The following is a 26,129-nucleotide window of genomic DNA, read 5'->3' on the forward strand; positions in this document are numbered from 1 at the left end:
AACGGCGCGCGCCATATTGGGCTGTGGGCGATCTGCCTGTCTTACAGGGTCGCCGCGGCGTAGCCGTGAGCGCCGGCGACCTCTTCGGAAAGAAGCTTGCCGTCATGAGTGGACAACCCCTCGGCCAGACCCGGCACGGTCGCAGTGGCCTCTTCCCAGCCCTTGTCCGCCAGCGCCACCACATACGGCAGCGTCGCATTCGTCAACGCGTAGGTCGACGTGCGGGGCACCGCACCGGGCATGTTCGCCACGCAATAGAACACGGAATCGTGCACGTGATAGGTCGGCTCGGCATGAGTGGTGGGCTTCGAGTCCTCGAAGCATCCCCCCTGGTCGATCGCGATGTCGACCAGCACCGACCCCGGCTTCATACGCGAGACCAGGCTGTTGGACACCAACTTCGGGGCCTTCGCCCCCGGCACCAGCACCGCGCCGATTACCAGGTCCGCCTCCAGGACAGCCTGCTCGAGCTCGAAACTATTGGACGTGATGGTCTTGACCTGCCCCTGGTACTGGGCGTCGATCTCTCGCAGCCGAGCGATCGACAGATCCAAGACAGTGACATCGGCCTGCATACCGTATGCGACGGCGATCGCGTTCTTCCCGGAGACGCCGGCACCGATCACGACGACTTTCGCCGGCCGCACCCCGGGCACACCACCCATCAGCACTCCGCGGCCGCCGCCCTGACGCATCAGGTGATACGCACCGGCCTGTGGGGCCAGACGCCCCGCGACCTCACTCATCGGGGCCAGCAACGGCAGCGAACCATCGGTGCCGACGACGGTCTCGTAGGCGATGGACGTGGTCTTCGATGCCAGCAGGGCATCGGTGCATTCCTTCGACGCGGCCAGGTGCAGGTAGGTGAACAGCACCTGATCCTTACGCAGACGTGAGTACTCCTCGGCGATGGGCTCCTTGACCTTCAGCAGCAGGTCCGCGGCCTCCCAGACCTGGTCTGCGGTCGAGAAGATTTGCGCACCTGCGGCTTTGAAATCCTCGTCCGCGAACGACGAGCCGACACCGGCACCGGATTCGATAACCACCTCGTGCCCACGCCGCGCCAACTCGTGCACACCAGCCGGGGTGATCGCCACCCGGTACTCGTGGTTCTTGATCTCGCGGGGAATACCGATCTTCATGAGAGCTCCATTGGTTCTGATTGATCCGATCATGGTTCGATGAGCGGAGGTAGTTGATGCCGCCGGGAATTCGAGATCCGACGACGGTTTCGAGAGGTAATCACCTCAGCAAGTGCTGAGTCCGTTTCCGCGGCCGTGCACTGTCTAGATATCAGTGACGAGCGATCGCTGCATACCGGATATCGGTGTACTCGTCGATGCCCTCGGCTCCGCCCTCGCGACCGAGGCCGGAGGATTTCACGCCTCCGAACGGTGCCGCGGCATTGGAGACTATGCCCTGATTGACGCCAACCATACCGACATCGAGACGGTCGATGAGCCGTAGCGAGCGGTCCAGGTTCTCGGTGAAAATGTAGCTGGCCAAACCAAATTCGGTCGAGTTCGCCAGCGCAACAGCGTCGTCCTCCTCGGAGAACTGGACAATGGGCGCTACGGGACCGAAGATCTCGTTGTGCAGCACCGGAGAATCGTGCGGAACATCGCTCAGTACGGTTGGCGTGTAGTAGAAGCCGGGTAGCTCGATCCGCGCGCCGCCGCTGCGCAGCGATGCACCACCTTCGACTGCAGCGTCGACAAGCTTCGCCACCGACTGCAGTTGCCCCTCATCGATCAAGGGCCCAACATCGAGGTTCTCGATCGCGGGGCCGATCCGCAAACTCTCGAGACGGGCGATGAAGGCTGTCGTGAACTCTTCGGCGATTCCGCGTTGCACATAGAACCTGTTCGCGCCGATGCAGGACTGGCCATTGTTGCGCATCTTCGCGAGTACTGCTCCGTTGACCGCTTTATCGAGATCGGCATCGTCGAAGACCAGGAACGGTGCGTTGCCGCCGAGTTCCATCGACGACCGAGTGATGTTGACGGAGGCAAGTTCGAGCAGTCGTCGGCCGACACCGGTCGATCCGGTGAACGAGACCTTCCGTATACGAGGGTCACGGATCAGAGTTTCAGATACTTGCGCGGCGGATGAGCTCGGAATGACGTTGAGTACGCCCGGGGGAAGTCCCGCTCCCTCGAGAATCTGCGCGAATAGCAGCGAGGTCAATGGTGTTAGCGAGGCCGGCTTGAGGATCATCGTGCAGCCCGCTGCGATTGCAGGTGCAACTTTCCGAGCGGCCATGGCCAAGGGAAAGTTCCATGGGGTGATCAACAGGCACGGCCCTACCGGAGCTGCTGTGGTGAGCAGGCGACTGGCGCCGTTGGGGGCGGTCGAGTACCGGCCACCGAGGCGGGGTGCTTCTTCGGCGAACCAGCGCAGGAAATCGGCGCCGTAGTCGACCTCGCCTCGTGCTTCGTCGAGCGTCTTTCCCATCTCCATCGCGATTAACGCCGCGAAGTCTTCGCGGGCGTCGAGGATCGCCTCGTAGGCTCGCATARGCAGATCGGCCCTGTATCGGGGGGTGGTTTGAGCCCACTCGGATTGGGCGTCGACGGCGGCGTGGAGAGCGTCGGTGATATCGCGAGCCCCGGCGTCGGCGACCTCGGCAAACGCGGTCGCATCGGACGGGTTCACCACAGAGATCGTGCCTTCTTCGCCCTCCCGCCATTGACCTCCGATATACAAGCGAGTCGGAACATCGGCGGTAGCGACCCGAAGGTGCGTCGGCAACGAAGTTACGTCACTCATCAAAACTCCTGTCTTAGAAGCAGTCCGCTTCTTGCGTCGGTCGGCGAGGAGCCTCGCCGCTCGCTGCGAACTCGGCCACATGGAGAAGTCTGCGCGTGCAATGACGGATTCACGACCCACTAACTGTGCAGAAAGTGGTGGGCGGTATTAGACACCTTGAAACATTGGGGGTTCTCGTCGAATAGATAGTCGGCGGCGCCGTGCGGCGCTCAACGTTCAGAGCTCCGGCCCCCTTGGGGAAGAATAGTCTGCTGCAGATACCAGCGGTCCGTACCTGCGCTCTTTCGTTTCGCCAGAGCGATGACTTCAAAACTGTGGCATGACCGCAGCGCGTCTTACATCAACCTGTGCGTAGACGCAGCTTCGCACGACCGCAAGTGTGGAAGTACAGCAATTTCAGCGAATGATGGAGCATCGATGACTGCCTTACCCGCCTTCTGGCATCCGTTCTCGGACATGTCCAAAGTCATTGGACGCGAGGTCGAACTCGAACGTGGCGAGGGTGTCTGGCTCACCGATTCCAACGGACGCCGGTACCTTGACTCTACAGCCGGACTGTGGTTTGCCAATGTCGGCCACGGCCGTGCCGAGATTGCCGACGCTGCGGCAGCCCAAATGAAGCGGCTCGCCGCCTACTCGACGTTCGACGTGTACTCGAATGCGCCCGCGAACGCCCTGGCCGAGCGCCTCGCGGATCTGTCCCCCCTGGGGGAGACGGCCGTGTTCCTGACCAGCGGTGGCTCGGACTCCGTCGATAGCGCTGCCAAGATCGCGCGTCGCTACTGGCAGGTGCGTGGCGAATATGAACGCACCATCATCATTGCCCGCACTGAGGCATACCACGGTATGCATGCATTCGGCACAAGCCTGGCCGGAATCGAGGCAAACGCCGCCGGATGGGGCACTCTGGTCAACGACGTATTGCATATTCCGAACGACGACGTTTCTGCACTTGCGAAGGTTCTCGACCAGTATGAGGGTCGTGTTGCGGCGTTCATCGGCGAACCGGTAATTGGAGCAGGCGGTGTCATCCCACCCGAGGACGGCTACTGGAAGCAGGTTTCCGACCTCTGCCGAGAGCGCGACATCCTCCTCATCGCGGACGAGGTAGTCACCGGATACGGTCGCCTGGGTACCTGGTTCGCGTCTGAATACTATGACATCGAGCCCGACATGATCACGTCAGCAAAAGGCATCACCTCCGGGTATCTGCCCCTCGGTGCGGTGCTCGTCGGGCGCAGGGTGCGGGACGTGCTGTGGTCGCCGCAGGCGGGCATGTTCCGTCATGGCTACACCTATTCTGGGCACCCCGCCTGCGCCCAAGCGGCTTTGACCAATCTGGATATCCTCGAGCGCGAAAGCCTCCTCGGCAACGTGCGTGATCTCGCCCCCAAGCTGGCTGCGCACTTGGATGGAATCGCAGCACACCCGCTTGTTCGGCAGACACGATCGGTCGGCTTGCTTGGCGCTGTCGAATTGAACGTCGATGTACTCCCCTCGCGCCCGCGGGCTGTCGAGATGGCTGTTGAGCATCTCCGCGATCAAGGCATTCTCGTCCGAGGCCTTGTCGGCCACAGCCTTCAGATCTCCCCGCCATTCGTCATCACCGATGACGAACTGAAGATTCTTTTCGACGGCATCTCACACACCCTTGATGCCCTTTCCGCCTCGACTCCTCAGGAGGTTGCAAATGTCTGACCGTCTCGCCGGTAAGGCCGTCATCGTCACCGGAGCCACGTCCGGGATCGGACACACGATCGCCACGCGCATGCATGCCGAGGGTGCGCAGGTTCTCGTGACTGGCCGGAACGAACTGCGGGGAAAAGAACTCGCCGACGCACTCGGAAACGGCGCCCTTTTCCACGCAGCCGATATCACCGACCCCGATGCCGCGGAAGAGTTAACGAAGGCTTGCATCGACGCGTTCGGCAAATTGGACGTCCTCGTCAACAACGCGGCGCTTGATCACACCGGCGATCTTGTGACAACTCCGATGAGGGAGATACGAGAAACTTTCGAAATCAACACATTCGCCAATCTTCGGCTGCTGCAGGCAGCTGCACAATCGATGGGCAACCGCGGCGGATCCATCGTCAACATCACGTCTCGTCTGGCCACCATCGGAGTTCCGACGATGGCCATCTACAGTGCGTCGAAGGGCGCGATCCGGGCCTTGACGCGGGCCGCCGCGGTCGAACTCGCTCCGCGCAACATCCGGGTCAACGATGTGGCACCGGGGATGACGAAAACCCCCCTTTACGACACGTGGCTCGCCGGCCTTCCTGACCCCGCGCAGGCCGAACACGACGTCGTATCCCAGATCCCGCTGGGCCGACTCGCATTTCCCGACGACGTTGCGGCCGCCGTGACATATCTGGCTTCAGACGAATCTCGCTATGTCACCGGAACGACCATCCCTGTTGACGGCGGCTACACCGCCAAGTGATTAGACCCTTGACACTGCATACCGAATCGGAGAATCGGAAATGACCGGAATTGTACAGACCACACTGCCGTGGGCGCAGCGACGCGACTCTCTCGTCGGGTCGGTGATCGACTCAAGCACCTCCCTGCTTCAGCGGCAGACGCACGACATCGTACGCTTTGCAATGGGAAGTCCTGCAGCAGAGGCTATCCCGGTCGCACTTCTCAGCGACATCAGCAGTCGCATCAGCTCCACGCACGGTGCGGATGTCTTCGACTACGCTGCGACCGAAGGTCACCCCCTCCTCCGCGCTTCCCTCCTCGACTTCTTGGACACCACTGAGGAAGCAACCACGAGTGAACGGTTGATGATCACCTCCGGTGGTATGCAGGGCCTCGATCTCGTTGGCAAGTTGTTCGTCGACCCCGGCGACTTGGTGATTGTCGAAGCTCCCACATACACCAACGGTACTGCGACCATGCTCTCCTACGGTGCAGAAATCCGCGAGGTTCCGGTCGATGAGAACGGAATGGTCGTAGAGCTGCTCCCCGAGATCGTTCGCCAGGCAGGACGCACGCCAAAGGCGATCTACGTCATCCCCAACTTCCAGAACCCGTCCGGGACGACRCTATCCCTCGAACGCCGGCAGAAGCTGCTCGAATTGGCACGCGAATGGCAGTCGATCATCATCGACGACGATCCATACGGTTTGCTCCGATTCGAGGGTGGACACGTTCCAAGCCTGCGTGCGCTCTCCGACGGCGACCCCCTTGTGTTCTCTGTCCGAACCTTCTCGAAGGTCCTTGCGCCTGGACTGCGCGTGGGCTGGGTCGACGCCCACCCCGACATCGTCGAGAAGATGATCGCCGCAAAACAGGCAATGGATACCTGTACGAACCTCCCGGGCCAGCTCGTCGCCAGCGAGTTTCTCGCGGGTGGCCATCTCCCCTCGCATCTCGATTCACTGCGCACCCTCTACCGAACCCGCAAGCACGCGATGCAATCCCAGTTGCAGGAGCATCTCGCCGGGATCGCGCGCTGGACCGACCCTGAGGGCGGATTCTTCCTGTGGCTCACTCTCGACGGCGATGTCGACACCAACAGATTGTTCGAGGTCGCGCTCGCCGAGGGCGTGGCGTTCATCCCCGGCAGCGCCCTGTCCGCGAGCGGAGGATTCACCAACGCCCTACGGCTGTGCTTCGCTTCGACATCCCCCGAACGCACTGCGATTGGCATCCGTAGACTCGCGAACAGCATCGAGACGCTTACTCGTTGATCCGTGCCCTGGGCGCGCTTCGGCCACGACCAGTCGAGGAACAACAGAGCCGTCGCCAACGCGGCGTCGACTGTTGCTCCTCGACTGGTCTCCCTGTCTATTCGACAGCGCCCCAAAGACGTGCACTCTAGTAGAGTCTCCCGCGAAAGGTTGCGCTCCCATCGAACCACGCCCGATCATGGCCAGGTTCCTCGACTGCCCATACCGCGCATCTCGCGGATGATTCGCTTCCCAGCGCGGGGCCGACCGTTCGGACAGCACTGCCCCGCAGCCAATGGTGGATCAAGCCAGGGTAGGTGCCAAAAAGCACCTTCGCTGACGACTGATCGTCGACGTTGAACCGCATCTTGGGGCATCGGATATACGTTGCCCAGTCTCGCTGATGCGAATCAGCCGATCAGATCGTGCTGGAGAACATCACGACCGTCCGGCACCCCGATCCTCGCTCTGACCGAGTCGGGAATGGCAGTCGAGAAGACGGTTCGATATCGCCTCCACTGTCAGGACGTTGCAGCATCTCTGACCCTACTTACCACACGAATCCGGTCGCAGAGACGCTCGGGTAGGAAGATTTTGAACTGATGCAGAGCGATTGGCCCACTCACTTTTCCGAGCCGACCCTTGAGCGCAATGCCGAGGGATCGACGTCCTCGCACGACTTCTTCCAATCGCTTTCAACGAAAGACCACAGATCCCGTCCGACTACAGTCGTGGTGGACCGGGGAGCCATCCGCCACAACATCCGAGCTCTCAGCCCGCCCGGCACCGCAGTTCTCGCAATGGTCAAGGGAAATGGATACGGTCACGGCGCTGAGGAGGTCGCACTCTCCGCCCTTGCCGCGGGCGCGACATGGCTCGGTGTGTCGATGGTCGAGGAAGGCTTGACCCTTCGGCGGGCAGGAATCACTGCCCCCGTCCTCGTCACGACTGAGTATCCTGCCGGCTCCGAGATCATCGCGCTCAAGGCAGGGTTGACACCGGCGGTCTATTCGGTCGACGGAGCGCGGCGGCTAGTGCAAGCTGCCTCCACTTTGAATGTCGAACCAGCTGCGCACGTGAAGGTGGACACGGGTCTAAATCGGGTCGGGGCCAACCCGTCCCACGTTGTCGAGATAGTCGAACAACTCACACGGAATGGGATACGGATCGGGGCGATCTGGACACACCTGGCGGTGTCGGACGAGCTTGACAACTCGTTCACGCTCGAGCAGCTCGATCGCCTGCGGGCAGTACTCGTCGAAGTAACTTCGCGCGGCCACTCGATGCCGCTGATCCATGTCGCCAACACTGCCGCGATCATGGCTTGGCCCGAAACACATTTCGGCATGGTTCGAGCCGGAATCGGCATTTTCGGTGTCAGCCCGAGCGACCGGCTTCCCGGGGCCTCGGGATTGCGTCCGACTCTGACCTGGCGCAGCGCGGTCACGTACGTAAAACGCGTTCCCGCAGGGCATGGGGTGTCGTACGGATTGACTTTCCGTCCATCCGAGGACACCACGATTGCTACCGTTCCGGTCGGCTTCGCCGACGGATATCCCCGCAATCTTTCAAATCGGGGTTCGGTCCTGATCAACGGTCGTAGGCACCGGATCGCAGGAACAATTGCGATGGATCAGCTCATGGTCGACTGCGGAAACCACGACGTCCACCCGGGCGACGAGGTGATGCTCCTGGGCCCACAGGGATGCGAGGACGTTACCGTCGCTGAGCTCGCGTCACTGGCCGGAACGATTCCGGACGAGATCTTCTGTGGAATCAATATCCGTATTCCGCGTTCCTACATCAACTGATGAGACACCGATCTTGCGCACTTTGTTGGACATCTTTGCGCACCTAACCACCACATTCGGGCTACTGACCGTGCTGTGACCGCGCGCACAATGAAATGCGAAGCGCTCATAGCCGTTCATTTTTCGCCCGACCGATCTCGGAGTTGCCATGGTCCCGTTCTCAGAACCATCCCCAAGTCTCAAATCGCAGCTACTCCGGAAGAAGGTAGCGGTTTCACCACCAGAAGACGGATCCTCGCTCAACCGCAGTCTGGGTACTTTCCAGCTAGCGATGATCGGCGTTGGTTGTACGATCGGTACCGGCATTTTCTTCTCGCTGTCCACCGCAGTTCCTAAAGCCGGTCCAGCAGTAATCATTTCGTTTGTCATCGCAAGCGTCGCCGCAGGGCTCGCTGCACTGTGTTACGCCGAACTTGCTTCGTCGATGCCGGTTTCAGGCTCAGCGTACTCATACGCCTATGCAGTACTCGGCGAGCTTGTGGCCGTGGGCGTAGCCGCATGCCTGATGCTTGAGTACGGCGTCGCAACCGCCGCCTCAGCCGTGGGATGGAGCGGATACCTCAACCAACTGCTCTTCGATATCACCGGACTGAACATGCCGTACTGGGCGCTCCACGCGCCCGGTGTCTCGGATGGCGCGGGGAACACCGGCATCATCAATTTACCGGCCGCGATCTTGGTCGTTATGTGTACGGTCCTGCTCCTGCGCGGTGTGACCGAATCGATGTTGGTCAACACAATCATGGTCATCCTGAAGCTGGCTGTGCTCGGATTCTTYGCCGTGGTGGCCTTCACCGCGTTCAATACCGACAACTTCGCCGATTTCGCACCGATGGGCGCGGTAGGAGTCGGTGCCGGCAGCGCGACGATCTTCTTTACATTCGTCGGAATCGACGCTCTATCCACCGCTGGTGAAGAAGTTAAGGATCCACAAAGAACTGTGCCCCGCGCGATCATTTTCGCGCTGACGATCGTCCTTGTTATCTACATGCTCGTCGCAGTCGCCGCCGTCGGTGCTCAACACTGGACCGAATTTCACGGCCAGGAAGCCGGCCTGTCGACGATCCTGCAAAACGTCACCGGACAGAAGTGGCCGGGCATGGTCCTCGCTGCTGGAGCCGTCATCTCGATTTTCTCGGTGACCCTCGTGACCCTCTACGGCCAGACACGCATTCTGTTCTCGATGGGTCGCGACGCGATTGTGTCGCCTCGATTCGCCCAGGTGAATGCCAAATCTCATGCACCCGTCTTCAATACGTTGGCGGTTGCTGCGGTGGTCGCCCCTGCGGCCGCGTTCGTTCCACTCGACGCACTCGCTGACGTGACCAGCGTCGGCACTATGGTCGCATTCATCGTGGTAGCGATCTCATTGATGACTGCCCGGCGCACCATGACTCTCCGGTCAGGTTTCCGCGTCCCACTGTATCCATTCACACCGATTGCGACGGTGGTCGCCTGCGCCTACGTGCTGACCGGCCTCAGCTCGACCACCTGGGTCATCTTCGGCATCTGGGTTCTGATCGCCTTCACGTATTACCTCGGGTGGGGACGTAAGCAGACCGCAGTTCGACGGGACGTTCCCGCCGAAGATGACGCGATCGTAAGCTAGCTCCACGGCAGGACCGGAGTTCACTACTTCTGCAGGTGTAATTCTCGGTCCGCACGTGTCTTGTGGTCCGGCGCCGACTCCGGCGTCGGACCACATCGATGCATCCAGGGGTCGGGCAAACCCACCTGAGGGGCAGGATTGAGGGAGAGCGAAGTGGCGCAGACCTACTCCTTCGCCGCCCGTAGCACCAAGTCGAGGAACTCGGCATCGCGCTGACTGGTAACCGTCGTCCACGACCCACGTGCGATGCTCTCCCGCAAGGACGCCACGACCTCCGTGCCCCCGGGACCCATATCAAGCAGATACCTCACCATTCGGCGGCCAGCGCATTCGACGACAACCGATTTCAGCACTGACATCGCGTCCGTCGCCCGGCCTGCGGAGATCAGGCACATTACCAACAAGCGTCGCGCACGAAGCAACGACCTGTTGCGGCCTAGCCCACTCAGTACCTCTACCCACTCCTCCGCCCACTGACAGGCGACAACGGTCTGGTCTGGCACATGCGCCCTTAGGAGCAGGAGAATGGCGGTTTCATCATCCAATTGCGCTGTAATGGAATTGATCCCATCAACTCCGGGTAGCCGCGCTCGGTGTGCCGAAGGGATAAATGAAGTCGGCACAGGAAGTTCGAGCCTTACACGTTCGTTCATGACCGCCGCCCGCAGCCGTGGCAACGCCAGCAATGCTGCGATCCGTTCGCCCTCATCGAGATGACTCGCAGCACCCGCATCGTCTCCGTGAAGAGCCCTGATTCTGGCCCCTAGGGTGTAGTGGCGCAGCATAAAATCAGGCGAACCGCCCAACGTGTCCACATCGAAGGTCTCATCGAGGAGCTTCTCAGCGGCCGCGAGATCGTTCTGCTCGTATCGCAACTCTCCGATAAGCGCTCGTGTGAGGCGCGCCGGTTGTGAGTGAATGCTTCCGGACTCTCTGACGAGTGAAAGCGCGCTCTCATACCTGCTTATGGCGTTGCTTAGATCGAGCTGTTCGCTGTACGCCAGACCTGCGTAGCAAAGCCCGTAGGCGACGGTGTATGGGCCGCTGGTTCGACGATGATAGCTTGTAGCCCAATCCTGTACGCGTACCGCCTCGGCGAATTCGAAAGTAAACAATTTGACGATGGTTGCGACCATCGCGGCCGCCGATACGACGAATGCATCGGAAAGCTCGGGCCGAGTCAGGCATTCGTCGATTAGGGCCTCAACCCCCTCCATGCGATCGGCCGAAATCTCGATCGCACTCTGCAGTACATCGCCCTCGATGCGTAGTCTGACGGCCTCGGTGTCGCCGAACTGCCCGGTGTGAACAAGCCGCCGTGCCCGGTTCAGGGCACTCTGGGCTTCCTCTGGGCGTTGAAGTTCACTGGTGGCCCAGCCGATGGCGAGTTGCAACCTGGGGCTGGATTCGACGGAATCGAGCGCTAGTTTGGCGGTGAGGCCCAGCAGCGTAGCCATCTGCGACTGGTCAAGAAGATACGCTCGGTCGCTCTCGAGCAGATCGACGGCCCATCTCGGCTCATCTGCCGCAAGAGCATGATCGATGGCCTCGGCTAACAGGTGGCGCGCCCCGAACCATTCAAATGCTCGGCGATGAAGCTCGACGGTCCTTTCCGGTTCGTCTCGGACGAGTCGGCGATGAAGCAAACGCGCGAACAGGTGATGGTATCGGAACCAATCTTCCTCATCGTCGATTCTCGTGAGGAACAGGTCACGCGCGGCGATCTGTTCGAGTCTCGCACTCCCGTCGGGGACGTCGGCCAACACTGATGCCAGATCACCACAAATCCGTTCTGGGATCGATGTAACGAGCAAAAAGTCCAGCACATCGGGTTCGAGTGCGCCAAGGACATTCTCGGCCAGGTATTCACTGATCGTTTCATGATTGCCTGATAGGTGCCGGAGGAGATCTGCCGGTTCGGTAACTCCACGCAGCGAGAGAGTCACCAGCTGCAGAGCAGCGACCCAACCGTCGGTAGAGTCCCTGAGCGCAGTGATGTCGTCGGTATCGAGAGCGATGGAAGTGCGATCAGTGAGAAACTCGCGAGACTCTTCAAGATCGAAACTTAGATCATTCGAGTCAATTTCGTAGAGTTCGTCCTTAACTCGCATCCGACTGACGGGCAGACCGCCGACGTTGCGACTGGTAACGATCAGAACGAGGTGATGGCAACCGTTGTCCAGCAGAAATTCCACCGCGGCTCGTGTGTGCGGATCGCTAATGCGATGCCAATCGTCGATGACGACGGCGAGTTCGTAGCTTCCCTCGTGGATTTGGTTGATGAGGGAGGTCAACACGTATCGCGTGGCCGCCCGTCCGTGTTCCTCGAGGACCTGCCCCAGACCATCCGCGAGTCTAGGCTGTGATCGACGAATGGCTTCGATGAGATGCGTGAGGAACCAGGCGGCATTGTTATCGTCCTGGTCCACCGTGAACCATGCGACTGTGGTTCCCTCGCCGACCAGTACCTCACGCCACTGTGCAGCGAGAGTGCTCTTTCCGAACCCTGCTGGGGCRTGAATTAGCGTCAATTGTCGCCGGGGAGCCGAGCGGAGCGCATCGAGGAGACGCTGTCGTGGTACCGGATCGCGGGTGTGGGTGGGGGGACGGAACTTCGTGACGGGAACTGGTGGGGCAGTGTCGGGGGGACGATGGTGTGCTGCCGGGTCAGCGGCGGACGATCGCATCGGTATGGCGGCGGTGTCGTCAAGCTCTCCGGCCGACTTACTGCTTTGCACTCTCATTTCGTCGACGCTCAGTCCGAGATTTCGTTGGATTTCTTGCAACTGGTGTCCGAAGTCGGCGGCGGTCTCGGGTCGTTCGGCTGCCGTCTTCGCCATTGCTTTCTCGAGCGCCTCGCACACATCATCGGGGACTCCGACGGCGCGGAGATCCGGAATCGGTTGAGTGGTGATTCGGATGAACTGGGAGATCAGTTGCTCATCTCTTCGCCGCTCGAATGGTGCGTGCCCGGCAAGCAGACAAAATACCGTGGCAGCAAGGCTGTAGACGTCAGATTTGGCATCAGGCGGAGCACCTTCGAGTACTTCCGGAGCGGTGAATGTCGGCGATCCGGTGATGATGTTCGACGAGGTCTCGAACTCACCCGAGATCCGTGCGATTCCGAAGTCGGTCAACTGTGGCTCGCCAAATACGGTGATGAGGATGTTGGCGGGCTTGACGTCGCGGTGCAGTGTCCCCGACTGGTGCGCTGATTCCAGGGCACCGGCCACTTTGACGCCGATCTTCAGTACCTCGGACAGCTGTAGCGGTCCGGTTTGCCGAAGCTGGAAATCGAGAGACCCTCGAGGGTGGAATGGCATCACGAGGAACGGGCGGCCGCTGTCCGTCACCCCAACGTCGTAGATGTCGACAATATTGGGATGCCCTGACAACCGTCCCATGGCGCGTTGCTCGCGCACGAAACGCGACAGATTGTCCGTATCCAGAACAGATGAAAGAGCCTTGATTGCCACGGTGCGGTCGAGGGTCCGCTGCACGCAGCGGTACACGACGCCGAAACCCCCACGGCCTATCTCCACCGCACCCTCGAAGCCAGCGGCCACCAAGTCAGTCGGCGTTGTCGTACCGTGACTGATCGCCCACGGTTCGTTGTCCATCCGTTGTGCACCACCTCGGAATGATCCACTCAGGATATCGCCATACCCCATCAACGAGCGACTACAGCGAAGCAGGTCCGTTCGCGCCGTTTCGCACGACTGGGTGYGTTAGCCGTTTCAATAGGACCAAGTTGTCTTTTTCCTACCTGACCGGCGGGGTGTCGACGATCACCAACCGCCACACCGCGTGCGCCACCGCCCTGATTCAAGACTCACCGGCATCCGCAAGAGAACGAGGCGAACCACTATCGCAACCTGGCCGGGATTCCGCCCGGTGCTTGAGAACTTCCCTCGCGGCGTAAGGCCGCCGGTATCAAAGAAAGCCCTTACCGAATGCACCAGCGAAGAGCGTTTATCCGTCTGACACACTGGATCGGGTCTTTGCGACATTTGAACAATTGCCGATCTACCGCAACTTTTCGTAGTGTCCACGCCATGAACTTCCTCTCCCCAACCAGATCAATTTCGAGCCGCACCGACACCGTCTCGAACAGCCCCGAATTGACACCGCTACCGGACGGCAACATTCTCAATGGCGGCGTCTCCCACTGGTTCCARCAGACAGGCATTCCCACTCAGCGTCCTCCTCTCGGCGGCAACCGAGAGGTCGACGTCGCTATCGTCGGTGCCGGCATGACCGGGCTGTGGACGGCGTACTACCTGAAGAAGGCAGACCCTAGTCTGCGGATCGCGATCATCGAACGGCGATTCGCCGGATACGGCGCGTCGGGCCGCAACGGAGGATGGCTCAGCGGAGAGCCCGCGGGGCTCTTCCGTCATTACGTTCGCGACGGCGGAGCAGACGCGACGAAGGCGTTGCAGCGAAGAATGTTTCAAACGGTCGACGAGGTCCTTTCAGTGATGGAATCGGAGGATATCGACGCCGATGCCGTCAAGGATGGGCTGATGTATGTCGCCACCAACCCAGCGCAGGAATCACGGTTACGCGCTCGATTCGATGGGCTCTTGAAGCAAGGATGGACTGACGACGACCTCGAGTGGCTGAACGCAGCGGAGGTATCGAAGCGAGTGCACGTTGCCGGCGCGGTTAGTGGCTACCGCACGCCCCACTGTGCGCGTATCGACCCCGCCAAGCTCATGGTGGGGCTGGCTAAGGCTGTCGAGAAGCTTGGTGTGGCTATTTACGAGGGTACGACCGCGATTGACCTCCAACCGAAGAAGGTACTTACCGACCGAGGTGTGGTGCGCGCTGATGTCGTCGTCCGCGCTCTGGAGGGATACACAGGCTCCTTACGCGGGGAGAAGCGCACGCTCATACCGATGAACAGCAGCATGGTTGTGACCGAACCGCTGACCACGGAGGTTTGGGCTGAGATCGGATGGAACGGTGCTCACCTTCTCGGAGACAGCGGGCACAGCTACTGCTACATGCAGCGCACCGCGGACGGCCGTCTGACTATCGGCGGCCGCGGCGTGCCCTACAACTTTGCCTCCCGGTTCGACCCGGCCGGCCGAACTGCGACCAAGGCGATCCTCCAACTGCGTCAGCACATGAGGACGCTGTTCCCTGCGACGCGTGACGTCCAACTCCACCACAGCTGGTCCGGGGTCCTCGGAGTGCCCCGTGACTGGAGCAGCTCGATCAGCTACGAAAAGCGCGGCGGCCTCGTCCTGGCAGGGGGCTATTCCGGTCACGGTGTCTCCGGCACTAACCTGGCCGCGCGAACCGTCCGCGACCTCGTGCTGGGGGCGGACAGCGAGCTGACGTCCTTGCCATGGGTGAACCACCACAGCGGGCGCTGGGAGCCGGAGCCGATTCGTTGGATCGGCGCGTCGAGCCTGTACACCGCGTACCGCTACGCAGATCGGGCCGAAGCGCGGACTGGGCGACCGTCCAAGATCGGACATCTGGCCGATCTTGTCAGTGGTCGGCATTGACCTCTGACCTGCGCGGACCGGTGGCGCTCCTGTGGCATGCTGGAGAAGTGAGCCTAACCGTCCTGCAACTTACGGAGATCGAGTCTCTGCAGACTCGGTTTCTCGCGCCCGGACGGCGTATACGTCCCCGCGGCGGTCACGATCAACGCATGGCCATCGGCTTCTTCTCCTGCGGGCAATGTCTCCCATACCGGTGCGGGTGGTGTTGACGCCGGCTCGGTCACCGATGCATTCAGCAGATCCGCGGCAGCGGCGGGTGCCGGCGGTGCCACCGAAGCTATTTGCGCTGGAGCTATTTCCGCCGGTGCGATCTCGGTGGCATCGTCGCCAGGCTCCGGGGCGGGTGCTGGCTCGTGCAGGTCGAACAGTGCAATCTGCTCCCACGGACGGGTCACGTTTACTGCTCCACGATCCGGCCCTCGACGTCCGCCGGCGGTACGTGGTGGCGGTCGAACAACTCCTGCAGGGCCACGTCCACCACGCTGGTCACCGAGAAGTTGCGGTTCTTCACCAGCCAGTTCAACCGCGCCTCCGTCGAGGCCAGAACCCGGGTATTGAGTTGCACTTTGGTCGGACCCCTCCGCGGTTCCAGCTTCGCTACCGCCCCCACGGTCGGTCCCATCGCGTCGGAATCTCCTCCTGCGCTGAGAACTTCATCCGGCGATCGCACTGCACGCCCGTTCCCCGCCCCGGTCGGACGCTGGCGAGCGCCCTTCCGCTTTCCGGCCTGCACCATGCCTCGCTCCTCTGCTGCACTCCGGGACGGCCACTGACCAACCCGCCTACGTCCGCGTATCTCCGGGACCTTCGGCATTCATGCTAGAGAAGGACTCGCTGAATCACACGCATCTTTACTCGCGTGTCTGCACGCATTTTGACACGCAGGTCGACACGCGGAATCAAACGCTGGTCGGCACGCAGAGCGACACGCATGAATCAGAGCGGTCGACGCGTGTGATGGCCACACGGGAATCGGGAAGTACCGGTCCCCGGCGCACCCGGTGCCGGGGACTGCCGGCCGAACGAGTCCGTGGGACCGCCGGGCCGTCAGTTCCCTTTAGTCCGCGCCGTACAGTTCGGCGGTGTAGTGGACCGCTCCCCTTCGCTGCGCTTCGTCCCAGTCGACGCCCACCGCATCGGCCAGATGGTGCAGATCACCGAGGAAGTCCCCGAAGACCGTCATGGCCTCCTCCCGGTCGGTATTGCAGATGCGGGCGTAGCTGATCAGCCCATCCCCTGCCCGTAACGCGCGGACACCGTTGTCGTGGACCTGAGAACCCTCGTCGTAGTCGTAGGTGAAGTTCGGACGGGTCCTCCCCGCGAATGCGGCTGCCAGCTGGGCTGGCGAGTCGACGCCGGGCAGCCGGGCTGCGCGGAACTCGGTCATGATGTCATCGGACATTTTCTGAATCCCTTTTCGTTGTGATGGGTTGCTACACAGCGGGAGTGCGGTGCAGCGCGGCCAACAGTGCGGTATTGGTGGCGTGCGCGGTCGAGGGTTCGGTGTAGGCGAGTACGGCGGCGCTCGCGTCATCGATGACGACGCTCATGTGGGCGCGGTGGCGGGAGAGCATCACGCAGGCGCGGCCCGGATCGAGGCTGAATGGCTCGGCGGTGCGGTATCCGGCCAGCGGATGCAGTACCACCACAGCGGCACGCTCGAGCCCTTGCAAGGAATTCGCGGTGCCGACCAGCACGTCCGGGTGATCGGACAGCAGGGCGCGGATCGCTGCCGCCTGCGTCACGTGGGGAACCACTACCGCGATATCGGCGGCGCTGATCGGTCGCTGGTCCTGGGCGGTGACCAGCTCCGCGTCGAGCAATTCGCGCGCCCGCTGTGCGCACGCGGTCACCAGCGCCGGATCGGACGGGCCGCCGCAGACGGTGACGAGGCGGTGCGCCAGCTCGGGCAGCACGACTCCGCCTGCGTCGGTCAGGTGCTCCGGGGGTCGGCGGGAGGTGAACGGCAGGTCGGGGTAGAACAACGGCCCGATCAGGGCGGTGGTGCCGGGTCCGAGTCGCCAGGTGTGGCGCAGCCGGACCACGCCCACCGCGTCGCCGTGTGCGGCTTGCAGCGCGATCGGTCCCGGCAGGTTCGGGGCGGTGTCGCTGCCGTCCCATCGAGACACGTCGCCGGTCACGACCGGATCGATCTGACCGGGATCGCCGACACAGACCACCTGCCGGGCCATGGCGCCGAGTGCGCCCAGATCGGCGTAGGTGCATTGCCAGGATTCGTCGACCACGAGCACGTCCGCCGCCACGCGGCCGGGGTCCGAGAACAGCCATCGGGCGGTCGTGCCGATCAGGATCGCGCCCACCTCACCGGGCCACCGCACCTTCTGCCCCGACACCGCTGGCGTCTGCCCGCTGTCGGGTTTCGGCGGTTTCGCTTTCCACATCAGTGCCGCGCGATCGGTGAGGGTTCCCAGGCGCCGCGCGATCTCCACTGCCTGCTGCCGGGTCTGGGCCGCGATGCCGACACGCAGGTCCGCGCGGTGCGCCAATGCTGCCGCGAGAAGGGCGACCAGTCGGGTCTTGCCTGCACCGGGTGGCGACGGGACGACAACCGCGGGATCACCCGACCACACCGAGAACAGCACACGGGCGGTGATCGGGTCGGACATGATCTGCGATCCCGGCCACGGTGTGAGTGGTGGCGCGCTCGGCCTGGGTGCCGGTGCGTTCGCCGGTGCCGGGTTGGGGTTTTCGGGGCGGGGGGCGAGGATGCGCATGACGGTGCGACCTTTCACGAAAGGTGTTGTAATGCAGAATGTTTAGGGATTGGGTGCAGGTTGCCGGGGCTAGTCCTCTGCGCCTGCGATCAGCACGTCGAGGGGAACCTCACGCCGCGTAGCGACCGGTGTGTGGCCGGTGGAGAGCCAGGAACGGCGGGCACGGTAGAGCCGCCAGTATCGGCCCCGCCCCGCGCGCATCGTCTGCGGGGACGGCGACCTCGGCATCACGCACACCCGTGCTCCCGGCGCGGGGGCGTGTGCGCCGACCGGGCCGAGACCGAGGACCAGCTTTCCCTCCACGACCTGTGCCGAGGTGACCTCGGCAGAGAACTGCTCGAAGGGTGTGTCCGCTGGGCTGCCCATCCAGCCGGTGACCTCGGATCCGAGACGCAACCGTGAATCGAGCCGCTCGCAGGTCACCGACAGCGATACGCTCCGCCGACGCGACCGCATCGGCGGCGGGGTCACCGATGCCACCCCGACCGCCACGTGCCCGGTATGGACTGCGCGTTGCCGCCAGAGTGGATCATCGAGCAGGGCGGCAGCTTTCAGGTCGGCGGCATCGCATCGGGTGCGCAGTCCCATGGCGGCGCTGGCGGTGTTGTCCGGGCGCGACCAATCGTGTCCGGCTGTCGCTGCCGACAGCGCGCGGTCCCACGAGTAACGGTCGTCCTCGTGGATCGGCGCAAGGAGTGGCAGCAGCGGTCCGCCGCCGATCGTCGCGGCCCACTCGTGCAAGCCGCTGACGCTGTCATCGCAGATGCCGAACCAGTGCCGCCACGTGGTCGCCGACCGTTCGGCCTGAGGGGTGGTGCCGAGGACGTACCGCGCCGACGACGCGGTCACCAGATTCACCACCGCCGAGGTGCCGGGATGGTCTGCCCGATCCGCCCACCACGCCACCATGGCCGCCGCGCCGGCCACCTGCGGGTCCGGGTGGTGTGCGTGCGCCCGCGCCAGCGTCAGCAGGGCAGGCACGGTGCCGGTGTCGTCGGTGAGCAACGGTGCCGGGTCGCAGCGCCCCACGAGGGTGCCGCCGTGTGCGGCCAGCAGTGCCAGGGCATCGATGTCGCGGGCCCGTTCCTCGCGGCCGCCGAACCCGGCCACTGCCACGGTGACGCTGCCAGCACGGGCGACCGCGCGCACCGCCAGCGCCGCCGTGGACGGCACGAATGTGGTGTGCGTGAGCCGAGCGACCGGCGACCGGGTTTCGGCGGCATAGAGCCGCTGAGCGAGGTCGAACCATTCCACGCTCATGCCGCGCCCCGCTGCTCGCCGGTCTCCTGCACCGGATTCGCGGCACAGCGCCAACCGGCGCGCAGTGCCGCCGCCGCCGCATCGGTCGCCGTACCGGCCACCACCGCCGCGACCTGGTGGGCGGTGATCCCGGTACCGGCCAACACCCGGTCGGCGTAGCGGACGAGGTCGCCGCCGTCTGCCGCGCTCATGCGCGTGCTCCCGCGCCGACCGGCACGGACACCGTCGACGCCCACGACGGTGTACGCCCCGTCGCTGTGTCGCTGCCGATCACCGCGCACACCAGATGCGACCGCGACGGGCGATCCGGCCAGGGCGTGTCCCCGTCCGTCAGGACGATCACCACATGCGGCTGCGGGCGCGCAGCGTTGGCCGCCTCGATACCCACCCGCATGTCGGTGCCGCCGCCGCCGATCAGTGTCACGTCCGCGATGGACCGAACTGGCTGCGCCGTGGTGCTCGACGCATCACAGGCCAGAATCCGCACCCGATCACGTGCCACACCGCCAGCCCGCAGCACCCCGGCGACCTCACTCATCGCCGCATCCAGATCGTCTGCCGACATCGATCCCGACGTGTCGACCACAATCGAGACCGTGATCGACGGGCCGCGCATCGCCGGAGCGACGATGCCCGGGATCCCGCGCCGCGAGGGTCGCGAATACGTGTAGTTCGTCCGCCCCGCCTGATCCGCCACAACGCGCCGGATCACCGCACGCAACAGCCGATCCCATGCCACCGTCGGCGGTGCCAGTACCTCACCGGCCCACCGTGCCAACCCGGCCGGGGCGCTCCCCCGCCCCTTTCCCGAAGACTCACGAACGGCCTGCGCGACATACCGCCGCACCAGGTCAGCCTCCGCGCCGTCGAGACCTTCGGTGACCTCACTCCCCGCCGCACCCAACTCGCCGGGCACAGCAGGGCACCCCGCACCGGACCCGCACCCCGGATCACCATCGCCGTCTGCGTTCGGAGATGAAGGGGCAGACGGATCGACCAGGTTCGTGTAGTAGTCCTCCGCAATGCCTCCCGATGCGCACCCGAGCGACTCCGGGGTGATCACCCCTTCGGGCAGTCCGACACCGGCCGCGAGAAGGTCATCGTTGATTTCCGCATCGGCGGCGTAGTTCCACGCCAGATGCTGGACCGGCTTCGGCAAGAATTCTGCGCGCGCGGCATGTGCCCGCAGCAAGTGCCCAACCTCGTGCAACAGGACCGCACCCGCCACCGGCACCGGCCACGCGTCCGCACCGACCAGCAACGCCGGATCGAGATACACCCGCCACTGCGCATCCACCGCGAACGTGCCCAGCCCCGGCGCAGCCACCGGCTGCGCCGCGAACAACGCCCGCATGAAGTACGGCATCTGTTCGGCAGAGACCAACCGGGCCAACCGAAACGCGCGCAACTCGTCCGGGTCGAGTACCCGCACCGCGCTCACGCCGCCTCACCGACCAGACCCGCAGCCACCAACATTGGGGAGAACCGTTTCGCCGCAGCCGGAACCACAGCCTTGGCGGGCCGCGCCTTCGCCAACGTCCGCGCCGCAGCACCCGCCACATCAGGTGCACCCGCTTCCGCCGCCGCGATCAGCGGCCCCCACGCGCTGCGCCACAACGCCGGACCGGCCGTCGACCGTCATGGCGGCAACCAGGGCTCCCGAGCCGGTGACGACGGGTGTCGGCTTGACCGCCGGGACCATGGTTCCTCCCACTCCGGTCGACATGTTGCGCCAATGCACGGTGCAGGAGCAGTAGCCGACGAACTCGGTGATACCCCGCCGCTCCGGGTCGGTGCGCACCGTCACCTGCGTGTAGACGAGGCTGGGGAATCCCGTGGGCAGCGTGGTGATCCCGACGACTGGCACCGGAAGGGCGGTGTCGGCGGGCGCTGCGGTCGCGCGGCCGCAGGCTGTAGCAGCACGACTGTCGTCGCCCGGCGCTGATACCTCCACCGGGGCGCCCACACCCGCACTCCGGGGCGGATGGTTCGCTGTGCGCAGTATGGCGCTGGAGATCAAGGCATCTCCAATTTCATGATCATCTCCGTCGAGGATGGTCATGCCCTCATCGAGTCCTTGGTGGACAGCCCGAGAGCATTCCCACTCCGGGTCCAGCTGAAGTTCCTCACACCAGCGACCTGAACCGTCGTGTCCGCGGCACGACGCCGCAATGGCCTTCCACGGGTGACACATGCGGGCGTGGTGACCCACCAGAACGGAACCTCTGGATGCGTGTCCGCCGGACGCGGATCCAGGCGGGCGAGGCGCTCGTCGGGTGGTCGCCCGGCCAGGGATCGCACCGCGTCGGCGACATCGGCCGGACCACCCCGACGGTCCGGCCGGTGGTCGAGGGTGCGGTACACGCATCCTCCACCGCCGACCTCGGCCGCATCCGCAGGTCAGGCGGGCGCCAGTGAGTGTGAATCCCTCGTGGGCGAATTAATCTGGTCGGTTGTTTAATTTCACAGACTGGGAAATCCGGATTTATGTGAAACGCGGCCGACTGGTCCGTCCGATAAAGGAAATAAGCGCGAAACAACGTTCGCGTGGATACCCGACCACAGCAGAAGGAGTGAAATCTGCATGGGTTCTGCAGGAATTGATTTCAACGTCGCTCTCGAGGCGTTCCTCCATTGGCTTCAGTTGAGCTTCGGCATCGGCGGCGGCATCGGCTGACCGCCCGAAGCGTCCGGAACACCGCACCGTAGGACGGGAAGCGGTGGTGCTCGGCTCGCCAAAAGGTGAGCCGAGCACCACGCTGAACTGCGCAAACTGCAATGTCTGCCAGGCCCGGCGGCACGCCGGTGTCGAACCACCCGTCGGGGAGCGGTCGGACCGGCCCGAGCGGTTCATGCTGGTGTGAGGCCCGGTTTCCGTCGACGGTTCGGAGCGCTCATCCGGACGGTCGCACACGTCCGGGACGGGTCCGAGAAAATTGTTCGCGCGGCGCCGAAATATTCTCGTGGAGCCGAAATTTCTACCGCCTGAGCGCTCATTGCCTGAATTGCGAGGGTGACACTATTCGAGGTGGTCGGAAATGATGCGGTGCACAATTCGCGGGCTTCGTGGCAAGCGCGGTACGTCACTGAACCCCGGGCGCATCACACCTCCCCACCAATGCACAACACACGAGCACACGAGCACACGAGCACACGAGCACACGAACGACGAGACGGGAAAGGGGTGGCCAGATGAGTGCTGCACCGATGAGCCGGATGGTGTCCTTCGAGCTGCGCTGGTACAGCCACGGCGGCGGCCCGGAAGAGACCATCCTGGCGGACTTCGGGATGAGCCCCACCGAATTCTTTCGGGAACTGCACACTAACCTCGAACTCGACCCGCCGACGCCACTGCAACCGAAACTGGTCGAGACGATGAAGGCCGTTGCTCGCCGACGTCTGTGGGCAGGCTCCTGACCACACCGGCACCGATCAACCCGGCCCCGCCGCGGCGGCTGGGCACCCGGAAGCGTTCCCCGCCGGAGGGTCTCCCGTCGGTGACCGCAGGGCCCCGGGTTCGCAACCGCGCGGTGTCCGGGCACGYGGGAAACGCGACATCAGCGCATCACGACCGCGAAGAGCGCGAACCGTTGTGGATCAATTATTTTCGTAGCACTGGTGCTGGAAAGGGCTCATGGGATTCCGGCCCCGCGGGCGGCGGGTCCGGGAGCGGTGCCCGCGCGGTAGCTCCGTTGCTGTCGGAGCTTCGTTGGGCGGGACACCTGCCAGGTGTGCACCCCCGCGCGGTATCCCCCCGAGCCGGGTCGGCGGCGGAGACGTCATCGTCAGTGTCGTGGTGGTCTGGGCGGCGAGGTCCGAGCTTTGGGGGGTGTGTCCGTCGCTTACCTCGGTGGTGCTCGATGTTCCTGGAGGGAGTCGATCTCGGCGGAGACCTCGTCGAGGCGGCGTCTGGCCTTCGCAAGCAGGGCCCTCGAGTTCGAGAATGCCGACTTCCAGGCACCCCTGGTCAACGACCGGTCGGTGACCTCCCGATCGACCGGCGACGGCTTGCCCGCGCAAGAGGCTGCGGAGTCGTCCTTGCTTGTCCGCAGAACTCGACGCCGAATGGAACAAGCACGCTCGAGCAGCGGAATCCCTTGTGGACCCTGTCGTTACAGCGCTCGAGCGTCGTGTAGTCAGCCGTCACAACGGGGTAGCGTCGCGTTGCGTTGCAGGCGTTCCGCTTCCGCCCCCCTTCACGCTCCTGTGACCGAAACGTTATAATTTGGTTATGAGTTCGAATCTCAGGGTGTCCATCGGAGCGAGTGCGGTGCGGCGCGTACCCGGACGAAGAGAGCACCGGCGCAGCGAAGTCCCGCTCGCGGGCCGTCGGCACCGCCGGATCCCACCCGGAGGAACTCGCCGCGGAAACCGTCGGCACCCTGCTCGCCGAGCATTCCGGCGACGACCACCCGCTGGCCGTCGCCCACCAGGATCACCAGCAGGCCGGCGTGGTGCGGCGGCGGCCCGGCACCAACTCCACCACGCGCAGGTGGTACCCGCGGAGACGGCGGCGCTGCGGCTACTCGAGGAGACCGGTGTACTCGGAGACCACACGACCCGCGTCCGCATCGACCTCGACGGCTCCGGACTCACCATCACGGTGCTGGACCGGTCCACCGCCACGGTGCTGTCCCGGACCCGCACCGACGAGATCCGCGGCGATCTCATCGACGGGCTCATCCGCGACCACCAACTCGACCTGCACCACGTCGACGAACCCACCGACCCGTTCTCCCACTATCAAAGGCGGCGATTGTCGTGGACTCTCTGACGACTTCATTGGTCAGATCAAGCTTCAAATCCGTCGGAGCGTCCCCAGGGGGCGAGAACGCTTTCGCGCGAGCCTTCTATGCCGTCCTGTTCGCCTCCAACCCCGAGATCCGCCAACACTTTCCGGCCGCCATGGACGACCAGCGCGACCGACTCATGCACGCCATCGGATACGTCATCGACCAGCTGGACACACCGGACGAGGTCCTGCCGTTGCTCGCGCAACTCGGACGTGATCACCGCAAGTACGGCGTCACCGATGACCACTACAACGCCGTCGCAGACGCACTCATCGCGGCGCTGGCCAACCTGACCGGGACCGAACTGTGGACCGACGAGACCGAGCGCGCATGGCGCGACGCGATCGCCCTGATCGTCGCCACCATGACCGACGCGGCGAACGCCGAGCAGGGGCCGCCCACCTGGGTCGGCACCGTGATCAACCACCACCGAGTCCTCGACGACCTTGCCATCGTTCGTCTCCAACTCGACCAGACCATGCCGTATGTCCCTGGTCAGTATGTGAGTGTGCAGGTACCCACTCGCCCCCGGATGTGGCGTTACCTCTCCTTCGCCACCCCTCCGCACCCCGACCGGATCGTCGAATTCCATGTCCGCCGCGTCTCCGGTGGCTGGGTGAGCCCTGCGATCACAACAGACACCCGCATCGGCGACACCTGGCTGATCGGCTCCCCGCTCGGCGGCCTCGGCGTGTCACGGCGGCCGGGTCGACGTCGCCTGATGATCGCCGAAGGGACCGGAATCGCGCCGCTGCGGGCGCAATTGCTGGATATGCCCCGACTCGACGACACTCCCCGGACCCATGTGTTCGTCGGCGGGACGTACCCCTGCGACCTCTACGACCTCGATATCCTGTGGGGGCTGTCTCGGACCTGCCCGTGGCTCACCGTCGTCCCGGTCATCGAAAACAGCGACAACCCGTGGTGGGTCTCGGGAAACACCCAGAATCCGGCCGGGATGCACGATCTGCTCACCGGCCAGCTCGGACGCGTCGTCGCCACGTACGGGGACTGGACCGATCACGACATCCAGGTCGTCGGCTCACCGTCCATGGTTCGCGCCACGAAGTACCAGCTGATGGCCGCGGGCGTCGATTCCGCCGACATCTGCCACGATCCCTTGTACTGAGAGGTGGATCGGGCACTGCGGAAGTTACTGAACAGTCACGTAGGGTGAGCGCCGACCGAGTTGCCCTCGATTCCCGTCAGGAGCGTCATGAGTGCCCGCCCCCCGATCGGCAGCGTCGGCGAACGAATTCTCCAATGGAAGTTCGGAACACAGGAGCGCGCCACCCGGTTCTACTCCGACCAGATGCTCGATCACCTCAATCCGGCGATGATCGAGTTCGTGGGCCGTCAGGAGATCGCGTTCGTGGCGACCGCCGACGCCGACGGCGAGTGCGACAACAGCCTGCGCACCGGCGAACAAGGATTCATGCACGTCATCGACCCGCGAACGCTGGCGTATCCGGAGTACCGCGGAAACGGGGTGATGGCGAGCCTCGGCAACATCGCCGAAAACCCGCACGTCGGGATCCTCCTCGTGGACTTCGTTCGTGACCTCGTCGGCCTGCACATCAACGGCTCCGCTCGGATCGTGGAGGACGAGGACCTGCGGGCCGCGGTGCCCGACCTGCCCGCCGATCACGGCGGTGGCCGTCTGTCCGAACGGTGGGTGGTGATCACGGTGCAGGAGGCATACATCCACTGCCGCAAGCACATTCCCCGCATGGTTCCGGCGCCCCGGCACCGCTGCCGGGGAACCTACAATGCCCCACGCAAGGGTGGTGACTACTTCGACGCGAAATCGACTCCACGCCAGGACGAGTCGGCGAGCACCACGGTCGGCGTGCAGCGGTCGGCCACCCCTGCGGAGTCGACGATCCGTGACGCGACAGCCGACGCCGGCGACCACTGAACACGGATTTTCACCTCGTCCTGGAGAACTGGGCG

At 63.7% G+C, this 26,129-nt stretch carries 22 protein-coding genes; 11 read left to right on the forward strand and 11 right to left on the reverse strand.

What is annotated here, in order from left to right:
* Positions 1–41: 41 nt before the first annotated feature.
* Both ald and AC1DWT_RS07575 read right to left on the reverse strand, forming a co-directional pair.
* Positions 42–1,142, reverse strand: a complete 1,101-nt coding sequence (ald, locus tag AC1DWT_RS07570; protein WP_477920106.1) for an alanine dehydrogenase — start codon at positions 1,140–1,142, stop codon at positions 42–44.
* Between the two features lie 151 nt (positions 1,143–1,293).
* A complete protein-coding gene (locus tag AC1DWT_RS07575) occupies positions 1,294–2,769 on the reverse strand; it encodes an NAD-dependent succinate-semialdehyde dehydrogenase (protein ID WP_477920107.1) in 1,476 nt (491 codons plus the stop codon).
* A gap of 417 nt (positions 2,770–3,186) precedes the next feature.
* On the opposite strand from AC1DWT_RS07575, the gene AC1DWT_RS07580 reads away from it, so the two are divergent.
* The 5 genes from AC1DWT_RS07580 (at position 3,187) to AC1DWT_RS07600 (ending at position 9,869) form a co-directional block, all read left to right on the forward strand.
* On the forward strand, positions 3,187–4,467 hold the full coding sequence (locus AC1DWT_RS07580) for an aminotransferase family protein (protein WP_477920109.1): 1,281 nt from the start codon (positions 3,187–3,189) through the stop codon (positions 4,465–4,467).
* Positions 4,460–5,215: an SDR family NAD(P)-dependent oxidoreductase gene (locus AC1DWT_RS07585; RefSeq protein WP_477920197.1), complete on the forward strand. Its 756-nt coding sequence runs from the start codon at positions 4,460–4,462 to the stop codon at positions 5,213–5,215. The genes AC1DWT_RS07580 and AC1DWT_RS07585 overlap by 8 nt, the downstream gene beginning before the upstream one ends.
* A 40-nt stretch (positions 5,216–5,255) precedes the next feature.
* Positions 5,256–6,470 carry an aminotransferase-like domain-containing protein gene (locus AC1DWT_RS07590; protein WP_477920110.1) on the forward strand — a complete coding sequence of 405 codons (1,215 nt, stop codon included), beginning with the start codon at positions 5,256–5,258 and terminating at the stop codon, positions 6,468–6,470.
* Between the two features lie 581 nt (positions 6,471–7,051).
* The gene (gene alr / locus AC1DWT_RS07595; protein ID WP_477920111.1) at positions 7,052–8,260 is read left to right on the forward strand and encodes an alanine racemase; all 1,209 of its coding nucleotides are present in this window, start codon (positions 7,052–7,054) and stop codon (positions 8,258–8,260) included.
* Between the two features lie 148 nt (positions 8,261–8,408).
* The gene (locus AC1DWT_RS07600) at positions 8,409–9,869 is read left to right on the forward strand and encodes an APC family permease (protein WP_477920112.1); all 1,461 of its coding nucleotides are present in this window, start codon (positions 8,409–8,411) and stop codon (positions 9,867–9,869) included.
* A gap of 164 nt (positions 9,870–10,033) precedes the next feature.
* On the opposite strand, the gene AC1DWT_RS07605 is transcribed toward AC1DWT_RS07600, so the two are convergent.
* Complete coding sequence (locus AC1DWT_RS07605) at positions 10,034–13,489, reverse strand: protein kinase domain-containing protein (RefSeq protein WP_477920113.1); 3,456 nt, start codon at positions 13,487–13,489, stop codon at positions 10,034–10,036.
* 435 nt (positions 13,490–13,924) lie between these two features.
* Between AC1DWT_RS07605 and AC1DWT_RS07610 the strand changes: the two genes are divergently transcribed.
* Positions 13,925–15,388, forward strand: coding sequence for an NAD(P)/FAD-dependent oxidoreductase (locus AC1DWT_RS07610; protein WP_477920114.1), 1,464 nt, complete (start codon positions 13,925–13,927; stop codon positions 15,386–15,388).
* 397 nt (positions 15,389–15,785) lie between these two features.
* On the opposite strand, the gene AC1DWT_RS07615 is transcribed toward AC1DWT_RS07610, so the two are convergent.
* The 7 genes from AC1DWT_RS07615 to AC1DWT_RS07645 all read right to left on the reverse strand — a co-directional run bounded on the left by AC1DWT_RS07615 (position 15,786) and on the right by AC1DWT_RS07645 (position 21,445).
* Positions 15,786–16,202 carry a hypothetical protein gene (locus tag AC1DWT_RS07615; protein WP_477920116.1) on the reverse strand — a complete coding sequence of 139 codons (417 nt, stop codon included), beginning with the start codon at positions 16,200–16,202 and terminating at the stop codon, positions 15,786–15,788.
* A 243-nt stretch (positions 16,203–16,445) separates the two neighbouring features.
* A complete protein-coding gene (locus AC1DWT_RS07620) occupies positions 16,446–16,790 on the reverse strand; it encodes a hypothetical protein (protein ID WP_477920118.1) in 345 nt (114 codons plus the stop codon).
* 31 nt (positions 16,791–16,821) lie between these two features.
* The gene (locus tag AC1DWT_RS07625) at positions 16,822–18,123 is read right to left on the reverse strand and encodes an AAA family ATPase (protein ID WP_477920199.1); all 1,302 of its coding nucleotides are present in this window, start codon (positions 18,121–18,123) and stop codon (positions 16,822–16,824) included.
* Between the two features lie 69 nt (positions 18,124–18,192).
* A complete protein-coding gene (locus tag AC1DWT_RS07630) occupies positions 18,193–19,383 on the reverse strand; it encodes a hypothetical protein (RefSeq protein WP_477920119.1) in 1,191 nt (396 codons plus the stop codon).
* Positions 19,380–19,574 (reverse strand): hypothetical protein, encoded by a 195-nt coding sequence (locus AC1DWT_RS07635; RefSeq protein ID WP_477920121.1) that lies wholly within the window; start codon positions 19,572–19,574, stop codon positions 19,380–19,382. The genes AC1DWT_RS07630 and AC1DWT_RS07635 overlap by 4 nt, the downstream gene beginning before the upstream one ends.
* Complete coding sequence (locus AC1DWT_RS07640; protein WP_477920122.1) at positions 19,571–20,824, reverse strand: vWA domain-containing protein; 1,254 nt, start codon at positions 20,822–20,824, stop codon at positions 19,571–19,573. The genes AC1DWT_RS07635 and AC1DWT_RS07640 overlap by 4 nt, the downstream gene beginning before the upstream one ends.
* Before the next feature lie 120 nt (positions 20,825–20,944).
* The gene (locus tag AC1DWT_RS07645; protein WP_477920123.1) at positions 20,945–21,445 is read right to left on the reverse strand and encodes a hypothetical protein; all 501 of its coding nucleotides are present in this window, start codon (positions 21,443–21,445) and stop codon (positions 20,945–20,947) included.
* Between the two features lie 167 nt (positions 21,446–21,612).
* Here AC1DWT_RS07645 and AC1DWT_RS07650 point away from each other — a divergent pair, with 167 nt between their 5' ends.
* Positions 21,613–21,801, forward strand: coding sequence for a hypothetical protein (locus tag AC1DWT_RS07650; protein ID WP_477920124.1), 189 nt, complete (start codon positions 21,613–21,615; stop codon positions 21,799–21,801).
* Between the two features lie 774 nt (positions 21,802–22,575).
* Complete coding sequence (locus tag AC1DWT_RS07655; protein ID WP_072951848.1) at positions 22,576–22,800, forward strand: DUF3263 domain-containing protein; 225 nt, start codon at positions 22,576–22,578, stop codon at positions 22,798–22,800.
* 827 nt (positions 22,801–23,627) lie between these two features.
* Here AC1DWT_RS07655 and AC1DWT_RS07660 read toward each other — a convergent pair.
* A complete protein-coding gene (locus tag AC1DWT_RS07660) occupies positions 23,628–23,813 on the reverse strand; it encodes a hypothetical protein (RefSeq protein ID WP_477920125.1) in 186 nt (61 codons plus the stop codon).
* Positions 23,814–23,875: 62 nt separating this feature from the next.
* On the opposite strand from AC1DWT_RS07660, the gene AC1DWT_RS07665 reads away from it, so the two are divergent.
* From AC1DWT_RS07665 to AC1DWT_RS07675, 3 genes are all read left to right on the forward strand, one after another.
* A complete protein-coding gene (locus AC1DWT_RS07665) occupies positions 23,876–24,157 on the forward strand; it encodes a hypothetical protein (protein WP_477920126.1) in 282 nt (93 codons plus the stop codon).
* Positions 24,145–25,305 (forward strand): globin domain-containing protein, encoded by a 1,161-nt coding sequence (locus tag AC1DWT_RS07670; RefSeq protein WP_477920127.1) that lies wholly within the window; start codon positions 24,145–24,147, stop codon positions 25,303–25,305. The genes AC1DWT_RS07665 and AC1DWT_RS07670 overlap by 13 nt, the downstream gene beginning before the upstream one ends.
* A gap of 87 nt (positions 25,306–25,392) precedes the next feature.
* Positions 25,393–26,094, forward strand: a complete 702-nt coding sequence (locus tag AC1DWT_RS07675) for a pyridoxamine 5'-phosphate oxidase family protein (protein WP_477920128.1) — start codon at positions 25,393–25,395, stop codon at positions 26,092–26,094.
* The last annotated feature ends 35 nt before the right edge of the window (positions 26,095–26,129 follow it).

It is taken from the genome of Rhodococcus sp. P4_B6 (assembly GCF_056402215.1).

Bases quoted from the DNA above. Each gene is read 5' to 3' on its own strand.
- AC1DWT_RS07580 (WP_477920109.1), top strand. From the start codon at position 3,187: ATGACTGCCTTACCCGCCTTCTGGCATCCGTTCTCGGACATGTCCAAA.
- AC1DWT_RS07635 (WP_477920121.1), bottom strand. From the start codon at position 19,574: ATGAGCGCGGCAGACGGCGGCGACCTCGTCCGCTACGCCGACCGGGTG.
- alr (WP_477920111.1), top strand. From the start codon at position 7,052: ATGCAGAGCGATTGGCCCACTCACTTTTCCGAGCCGACCCTTGAGCGC.
- AC1DWT_RS07630 (WP_477920119.1), bottom strand. From the start codon at position 19,383: ATGAGCGTGGAATGGTTCGACCTCGCTCAGCGGCTCTATGCCGCCGAA.
- ald (WP_477920106.1), bottom strand. From the start codon at position 1,142: ATGAAGATCGGTATTCCCCGCGAGATCAAGAACCACGAGTACCGGGTG.
- AC1DWT_RS07655 (WP_072951848.1), top strand. From the start codon at position 22,576: ATGAGTGCTGCACCGATGAGCCGGATGGTGTCCTTCGAGCTGCGCTGG.
- AC1DWT_RS07615 (WP_477920116.1), bottom strand. From the start codon at position 16,202: ATGCCGAAGGTCCCGGAGATACGCGGACGTAGGCGGGTTGGTCAGTGG.
- AC1DWT_RS07650 (WP_477920124.1), top strand. From the start codon at position 21,613: ATGCGTGTCCGCCGGACGCGGATCCAGGCGGGCGAGGCGCTCGTCGGG.
- AC1DWT_RS07625 (WP_477920199.1), bottom strand. From the start codon at position 18,123: ATGCGCATCCTCGCCCCCCGCCCCGAAAACCCCAACCCGGCACCGGCG.
- AC1DWT_RS07620 (WP_477920118.1), bottom strand. From the start codon at position 16,790: ATGTCCGATGACATCATGACCGAGTTCCGCGCAGCCCGGCTGCCCGGC.
- AC1DWT_RS07585 (WP_477920197.1), top strand. From the start codon at position 4,460: ATGTCTGACCGTCTCGCCGGTAAGGCCGTCATCGTCACCGGAGCCACG.
- AC1DWT_RS07675 (WP_477920128.1), top strand. From the start codon at position 25,393: ATGAGTGCCCGCCCCCCGATCGGCAGCGTCGGCGAACGAATTCTCCAA.
- AC1DWT_RS07645 (WP_477920123.1), bottom strand. From the start codon at position 21,445: ATGACCATCCTCGACGGAGATGATCATGAAATTGGAGATGCCTTGATC.